Annotated in this window: 8 protein-coding genes; all 8 read left to right on the top strand. The window is 71.1% G+C overall.

Features of this window, described 5'->3' with window-relative positions; all coding sequences use genetic code 11:
- The first annotated feature begins 773 nt into the window (after nt 1-773).
- The 8 genes from ACZ60T_RS33985 (at nt 774) to ACZ60T_RS33950 (ending at nt 7,646) form a co-directional block, all read left to right on the top strand.
- On the top strand, nt 774-1,997 hold the full coding sequence (locus ACZ60T_RS33985; protein ID WP_469669486.1) for a hypothetical protein: 1,224 nt from the start codon (nt 774-776) through the stop codon (nt 1,995-1,997).
- Between the two features lie 966 nt (nt 1,998-2,963).
- A complete protein-coding gene (locus ACZ60T_RS33980) occupies nt 2,964-3,176 on the top strand; it encodes a hypothetical protein (protein WP_469669485.1) in 213 nt (70 codons plus the stop codon).
- 230 nt (nt 3,177-3,406) lie between these two features.
- Nucleotides 3,407-5,326, top strand: a complete 1,920-nt coding sequence (locus tag ACZ60T_RS33975) for an FtsK/SpoIIIE domain-containing protein (RefSeq protein ID WP_469669484.1) — start codon at nt 3,407-3,409, stop codon at nt 5,324-5,326.
- Nucleotides 5,323-5,661, top strand: coding sequence for a hypothetical protein (locus ACZ60T_RS33970; protein WP_469669483.1), 339 nt, complete (start codon nt 5,323-5,325; stop codon nt 5,659-5,661). The genes ACZ60T_RS33975 and ACZ60T_RS33970 overlap by 4 nt, the downstream gene beginning before the upstream one ends.
- A gap of 2 nt (nt 5,662-5,663) precedes the next feature.
- Nucleotides 5,664-6,758 (top strand): hypothetical protein, encoded by a 1,095-nt coding sequence (locus ACZ60T_RS33965; RefSeq protein WP_469669482.1) that lies wholly within the window; start codon nt 5,664-5,666, stop codon nt 6,756-6,758.
- Nucleotides 6,755-6,961: a hypothetical protein gene (locus tag ACZ60T_RS33960; RefSeq protein ID WP_469669481.1), complete on the top strand. Its 207-nt coding sequence runs from the start codon at nt 6,755-6,757 to the stop codon at nt 6,959-6,961. The genes ACZ60T_RS33965 and ACZ60T_RS33960 overlap by 4 nt, the downstream gene beginning before the upstream one ends.
- A 59-nt stretch (nt 6,962-7,020) precedes the next feature.
- Complete coding sequence (locus ACZ60T_RS33955; RefSeq protein WP_469669480.1) at nt 7,021-7,320, top strand: hypothetical protein; 300 nt, start codon at nt 7,021-7,023, stop codon at nt 7,318-7,320.
- Nucleotides 7,320-7,646, top strand: coding sequence for a hypothetical protein (locus tag ACZ60T_RS33950; RefSeq protein WP_469669479.1), 327 nt, complete (start codon nt 7,320-7,322; stop codon nt 7,644-7,646). Before ACZ60T_RS33955 ends, ACZ60T_RS33950 begins: the two co-directional genes overlap by 1 nt.
- Nucleotides 7,647-7,681: the final 35 nt, after the last annotated feature.

Below are 7,681 nucleotides of genomic sequence, written 5' to 3'. Positions count from 1 at the left end.
ACCTGCCACTACTGCCGCTACGCGGTCCCGCACAAGCCCGAGGCAGACGACTGGGCCTGACCCTCGATCAGCACAGCGAAGCGCCCGCCGGCCTTTTTGGTCCGGCGGGCGCTTTGTGCTTGATCGGGGCGGGGAGGAGTCCCATACTAGGACGCGCGTAACACGGACCCCAGAAAGAGCACAGGCCCCGGAGGTCGGATTCCGGGGCCTGCCGCTCCCTCACCTCGAACCCACCGAGACGGAGAACGTTGCTCGTGACGAGCGTACAGAGCGATCCTGCCGCCGTTCCAGCGCGCGGCCCCCGCTGCATCTGCGGGAAAGCGATCTTGCACATCCCCGGTAAGCGCCCCAAGGTCTACTGCTCGGACGCCTGCAAAAAGCGGACACAACGGCTCATTGCGAAGCAGTCACAGAATGTAATCGGGACGCGCACGGAGAGTAATCGGGACACGTCCCCCGGAAGCGAAAACCGCAGGTCAGGGGCCGTTTCCACCCCTGCCGAGACGGCGGAGCGCTTCAGTAGTAAGAGAAAATCTCCGTCCACTGCAGGTCAGAGGGGGTGTGTAAGTGGCACTCCCAGGGGCCGTGACCCTTACACCCTCGGAGCGGCTGAGGCGGGGGAGTCTGAGGGGGCGCCGCCCTCTCAGGAGACGGCGCTGCGGAAGGACCCGCGAGACGAGCGGTACGACCGCCGCGACCGGCACCAGACGGCCGCGCTCGGGGACGCGTTCCGGGCCTGCGGCAACCGGCTGACGGGCAAAGCGGCCACGCTGATGGCGGCGGCCAACGACTCGGCGATCACGGGCGTCTGCCGCTGCAACAACGTCCACCTGTGCGTCTGGTGCGGCTCGCGCATCCTCGCGGTCCGCGCCTCGAACGCTCAGCTCATGTCGGACGGCCTGGCCGCCGCCGGGTACGGGCAGTACCTCGGCACCAACACCCTGCGGCACTTCGAGCGGATGGCGTTCGGCTCGAACCGCAAGGGCCGCCGCTTCGGCCTGATCAGCGTCCTGCACGACGGCTGGCGCGGCGCGTACGGGTCGGCCGGGCGGCCGTGGCGGCGGCTGAAGGCCGAGTTCGGCGTGATCGGCTACGAGCGGGCCTACGAGGACACCTGGGGTCTGGGCTCCGGGTTCCACCTGCACTGGCACGCGCTGTGGGTCACGGCCGTGCCGCTGGACGAGGACGGCGTGAAGGAGTTCCGGCGGGCGCTGGCCGTGGCGTGGGCCGACTCGGTCCGGGCGTCTGGCGGTTACGAGGTCAGCCTGCGCTGTGACCGGCCCAACTGCTCGTGCGGCGGGGAGGGGCACGGTACCGACCTGCGCGCGCTGAACGAGGGCGAGGAGGGTGAGACGGCCCGCTACCTGTACAAGGACGGCGACAAGGGCACGGCCAAGATCGGGCTGGAGCTGTCCGGGCAGGAGTTCAAGACCGGCCGCAAGGACGGGCGCCTGAGCCCGTGGCAGCTCGGCGACGCGGCGGCGGCCGAGCTGGCCGCCAACGGCAGGCCCGGCATCTACACCGAGAAGTACCGCGAGCGTGAACGCGGGATCTTCGGTGTGCGGAAGCAGTACCGCACGCAGGGCCTCAACGCGCTCGTGAGGGAGCTGGGCATCGCGCAGGACACCCGGAGCGAGGACGAGATCACCGACGAGTCCGGCGGCCTGGTCCCGATCCTCGTCATCCCGTCCGGCACCTGGTACCGGCACATCGCCTACGTGCCCGGCCGCCGCCGCGACTTGGAGAAGGTGGCGGCGGCGCACGGCCTCACCGGCGTGCGGATGCTGATCGAGTCGTGGGGCCTGCGGTGGGGCATCGACGTCTTCGACCCGCCGACCGAGGACGACGGCCAGGGCGACAACGTCACCCAGGCCGGGGAGGACGAAGCCGCGGAGAAGGCCGCCGCCAAGGCCGCCGCGATCCTCGACCGACCGGCCGCCCGGACCTTCGCGGAGCACGTGCACCGTGCCCGCCGCCGACAGGTGGCCGACGCGTAACTGACCCCAGTAAGCACTAACTCGCTGTCGCCAACTACCGACCCCAGAACGCCCCGCCTGCCATCGGCCGGCGGGGCGTTCGGCCGTCCCCGGCCGGTCGGTTACTGGGGTCAGTGACCCACAACTTGCTGCCGTCATCTGCGGGGTTCCCGACAGGGGAACCCCCTTTGTGCCCACCCTGTTTCCACCCTGTTTTCGATCACTGCCGACCGGCCGCGCCGAAGTGCAAGAGGTGTGCCCGTGTTGATCTTGTTCGGGTCCGGCTCGTTGGGAATGCCTGGGTGTGTTCTGTAGTGGGGTTTGTACTGCGGTCGGTGGGCCTGCGGATCGTGATGCAAAGGTGTGGGGGATTCGTTCGAGCGGGCTGTTCGGTCGGCGGGTGGTCGAAAGTGCCAGAGGTGTACGGCGGTCGGTCGCGGTCGGCGTCGTCGTCCTGGTCGTGCTCGTGCTCCTGGTGCTCGTCGGCGGAGCGCAGCATTTGCACGGCGGCGGGGAAGCCGCGGGCGGTGCTCGGGTTCCGCCGGCCTTTCGCGCTCGCCCTCGCAAGGCGGGGGCCAGAGCGGGGGTTCCCTCCGGTCGGGCGGCACTCACGGTGGGCCGTGCGGTGGTTCGGGGTGCGACACGCTTTTCGTCGCGCCCCGGGCCGCCGTGCGGCATGGTGCGGAGGGTCGTTCGGCCGGAGGGAACCCCCGCTCCCCCGCCGAACCACCCACGGGCCCGCAGACACCGGTGGTGCCCCCACCCCCTCTGGGAGCGGTGGCCCCCCGGAGGGCCGCCGGAGGCGCAGTAACCGGCAGACGGCCGCCAAGAGCGGCCACAGGCGGCGTTCTGAGCCGCTGTCAGGGTCCGGGCGGACTCTCGGGCTTGGCGGAGCGCGTACGGCCCGCAGACGGCCGCACAGCGATTTTTGATCGAATCGGCGCGGCGGACTTGCGCTGAGCGCGTCGGAGTCCCAGACTAGGACGCATGAAGGATGAAGCGGCCGAGAGGGCCGAGGCAGACCGCGCGTTGGACGGGCCGGGGGCGCGACGCATCGCGGCCAAGGCGGAGCTGCGGAAGGCTGACGCGGCCCTCCGGCCGATCGTCTTCCGGGCCATGAAGGCGGGCGTCCCGATCCGTCAGATCGCCAGGAAGACCGGCCTCACGACGACCACCGTGATGCTGTGGGGCAAGGAGTGATCCGGGCCCCGCAAACCGACCCCGCCTCGCGCGCGTACGCGTAGAGCCACCTCTTCGCAAGTCACCGCAAGACCGAAAACCCCAGGTCAGACCGCTTGCGCCCCCGCAATCCGGCCGCAAGGTCATTGCGCCCCTGGGGTTGCGGCACCAACCCACACAAAACAGACGGGCCGGAACCCCGCGTCAACGGAAGGTTCCGACCCTCATCCACGATCACCTTGGAGGAACTCGTGGACGTCACATCAGCATGGAGCAAGATCGGCACAAGCACCAAAACCGCCCGCGAGTTTTCGGCGGAGCGGATCAACCAGGCGTCGGAGGCCGTCGCCCGTGAGCTGGACGCGGCGGCCCCGGTGTTCGCCCCGTTCGCGGCTCGCTGGGACGCGGAGGCGGACCGGCGCCGCCAGCTCCGCACGCCGGAGCACCTGAAGGCGCTGATCACCGCGCAGCGCGAGTACAACTCGGCGCGGTCGGTGGAGCGGCAGGCGTCGGCTCAGCACAAGGTCGCCCGCAACGACTCGAAGAACTGGTTCAGTTCCGCCCGGCGGTCGGCGCGGGTCGCGGAGAAGGCCGCGCGGTCGCACCGGCAGGCGGCCAAGAGCGACTTGAAGGCGGCCAGGGCCAACTACCCGATGACGCTGAAGTCGGTGGCCGTGAGGGCGCACTCCGCGCACGTCGCGCTGGCCGGGGTCGGCATGTACGCGTACAGCACCGAGCACGACTGGACGACGTGGCCGGGGCTGACGTCGGCCGCGCTCATCGGCCTGCACGTCGGCGGGCTGTGGCTCGGCCGTCGGCAGGTCACGGCCCGGATCGAGGACGAGGTGAGCGCCGAGGAGCGCGCGCTGATGCAGCGGCTCGACCCGGCGTACTGGGTGTCGAACGCGGAAGCGCGCGGCCTGGCTGGCACCGTGACCGGCGCGCCCGGGATCACGACCGGCGGCATCGTGTGCCGCGTCCGGCTGGACGGCAAGTGGACCGTGAAGGCTCTGCGGGCGGCGGAGGACAACGTCCGGAACCTGCTCGGCATGAAGACGTCGACGCGGATGCGGATCACGAACGATCGCGAGGGCGGCTGGGCCGTGATCTCGATCGCGACTCGCAGCGCGGCGGACGGCGTCGAGTCGACGTGGACGCCGGACCGGATGCCCGCCGACCCGTTCATGATGTCGCTCGGTCTCGACACGGAGACCGGCGAAGAGGTCCTGATTCCGTTCGACGAGCGGATGCTGATCGCCGGGGCGTCCGGGACCGGCAAGTCATGGTCGACCCGCCCCCTGATGGCGACCGCCCACCTGCGCGGCGACTTCGTCCTGATCGACGGCAAGGGCGAGGAAGCCAACGAGTGGGACGGCATCTGCCGGTGCGCGGTCGAGTTCGACGAGATCGACGACGTGATCGACGAGATCCACGACGAGATGAACCGCCGAAAGGCGGACATGAAGGCGCGCAAGATCAGCGTCTGGGACGGCCCTCAGCTCACGGTGGAGATCGACGAGGGCCAGGTCGTGCTCGCCTCGATCGGCAAGGACAAGGACCGGCTGCAGCGGCTCATCGAGCTGTCGTCGCTGGGTCGTTCGCGCGGGATCGTCCTGTGGTGGGCGACGCAGAAGCCGGTGATGTCCGGCGGGGCCCCGGGCGTTCACAACCTGATCGCCCCGAACCTGCTCACCCGGTTCTGCCTGCGGGTCGCGGACGCGCAGGAGGCACAGACGGCGCTGGACGACTGCGCCGACTACCAGCCGCAGAAGATCGACCGGGCCAAGTCGTACCGGGGTCACGGCTACCTCAAGGACTACGGGCCGCGGCTGATCCGGACGTGGACGCTCGGCAACGAGGGCGTGCGCGCGCTCCCGTCGAAGGTGTGGCACGGCACGGCGACCGCCCCGGCCCCGACCGGACCGAAGGGTCTGACGCTGGTGAAGTCGGGTCCGGTCGAGTCCGCCCCGGCGGCCTCCGCAGAGGCAGACCTGACGGACAACCAGCGGGCCGTGCTCAAGGTGGTCCGCGACGGCGCGACGACCAACGCGGAGATCTCCAAGGCGACGGGCATCAACCCCGGCTCGGTCGCCCGCGCGGTCGAGGCCCTGGTGAAGCGCGACTTGCTGGAGAAGAACGGCACGGCGATCCGTCTCGGGGGTGCGGCATGAGCGCCAACTTCACCCAGGCCGTGGCCGACGCCCGGCAGGCGGAGGATCAGGCCGCGCAGTTCGCGCAGATCCTCGCCGTGGTCCAGGCCGTGCAGGCCGCGAACCAGGCGACCGCCCCGGCCGCGCACGGCGCGTGCAGCTGCTCGCACGGAAAGGCCGGCGGTTGGTCCGCCGGGAAGACCGTGGCCGTGGTCGGCGGCGGCGCCGCGTGCGTCTGCGTCCTGACCGGGATGTTCCTCGCCATCGCCCTGGTCGCGGTCGCGCTCATGGTCGCGGCACCGATCGGCTACCTGCTCATGCGCCAGATCCGCACCGACCGCCGGAAGGGGAAGTGACCATGGACTTCGGAAAGCTCAAGGACCTGAACCTGTTCGGCCTGGTCGCCGAGACACTCAAGGTGATCGCGCTCGGGGCGGTCCTGGTCACCGTCGCGCCGAACGCCGGGGCGCTGCTCGGCCTGTCTGGCGTGGCCGGATGGATCGGCGGCGGCCTGGTCGCCATCTTCCTGGACGCCATCTGGCTCGGGGCCATGACGTCCGTCGACCGCGCCATCAAGGCCCGCACGTGGGGCGTCGTCGCCCTCATGGGCGCCCTGTCCGTGGCGGCGGCCGGAGGGTCGACCGTGCTCATGGCCTACCTCGGGCACGGCGGGGTGCTGGCCTTCCTGCCCGCAGCGGCGCTCACGGTGGCGGCCGTGCAGACCGTCCACGACAACGTCAGCGTCAGCCGCGAGACCGCCGAGGACATCGCCCAGGAACGCGACGCCGAGACGAACACCCGGGCCGTGTCCCGGTCGAACGCCCGGCTGGCGGAGAAGCGGCGCCAGCGCGAAGCCGCCGAGGAGGTCGCCGAGTTCGCGGCTGAGTCGAACCGGGAACTCGCGCTGGCCGAGGAGGCGGTCCGCCAACGGACCGCGCAGGCCGCCCGGTACGCCGAACTGAACCGACAGATCCGCGAGTCCGAGGAGGAGCACGGGGACGCCGAACGGACCTTCCGCGAGTGGTTCGCCAACGTCCCGCTGGCCGCCCGGATGTCTCCCGTCACCCTGGGTCCGTCCGAGCCCGTGAAGGCGCCTGTCGCCGCTTCTGACACGGCGGGGCTCCCGTTCAACGTCCAGCCGCTCGCGGTCGCGTCAGGCGAGCCAGTGTCAACGTGGACACCGCAGGTCAGCGCCGCGACCGCTTCGACACCGCCCATGGTCCACGCCGACGTTGACGCCGACGCCGACGCCTCCGAGAGGCTGTCAACCGAGGACGCCAACCGCGTGATCGAGGAGTGCTGGCGCAAGGGCCTCAGCACCCGCGAGGCAGCCGGTCCGGCGACCCGGTCACACGAGACCGTCAACCGCCGGTACAAGACCCTGGAGACCCAGTACGGGCCCCAGCCGCTCAAGGGCCAGACCCGCATCGAGGTTGAGGAGGACGCCGCGTGATCGCCCTCGCCTACCTCGCCACCGTGGCGACCACCATCGTGGTCCTGGCCGTGGCCCTGCTTCGTCGCCACCCCGCCCCGACTCCCGCGCCGGTTTCCCCGGTGCCCGGCCCGGCCGGACTCCCGGCCAACGGCGAAGCGGAGGTTCGGCTGATCCTCGCCGCCGCCGCCCAGCTCGCCGCCAAGCTGACTCCCGCCGCCTGACCGACCACCCGCCGGGGGCGCCTGCCGAACGGCCGGCGCCCCCGACACCGGAGGACACCATGACCGACACCCGTTGCCCCGCCGCCCACCCTGACGACCCGACCCCGTGCGACGGCCCGGCCGTCGTGACCGTGCTCGACCGGCAGAGCGCCGGGGCGGACGGCTGCGAGAACCACGCCGCCCGGCTCCTGGCCTCGTTGGAGGGCGGCCGGGTCTACGCCCTGCCCGACGCGCCGGACGGCGCCGCGATCCGAGTCTTCAAGGCGGCCGACAGCACCCGGCCGTTCGCCTGGGTGGAGGACGCGCCGCGTACCCAGCCGTCCCAGCTCAGCAACCGCGAAAACCGCGAGGGGAACTGATGATCCGCGACGCCGTGACCTGCGACCGCGACGGCTGCATGGCGGTCATGCTCGAACCCCTCGAATGCGAGATCTCCTGGGAGCCCTGCGACGGGTGCGAGTACTGCGAACACCCGCTTGAGGGCCACATGGCCTGGTACGGCTGGATCACCGATGCCGAGACCGGCCACACCTGCCCGGCCTGCAACGCCGGACACGGCCCGGTCCTCGAGCTGGGCGAGTGCCCGCGCTGCACCGGCCGGACCGTGGACCTCCCCAGCGGCTCGACCTGCCACTACTGCCGCTACGCGGTCCCGCACAAGCCCGAGGCAGACGACTGGGCCTGACCCTCGATCAGCACAGCGAAGCGCCCGCCGGCCTT

The sequence above is a fragment of the Streptomyces sp. NPDC104371 genome, assembly GCF_055583785.1.
The sequence above is the reverse complement of the archived record's forward strand: the minus strand, read 5'-3'. Positions and strand labels throughout refer to the sequence as shown.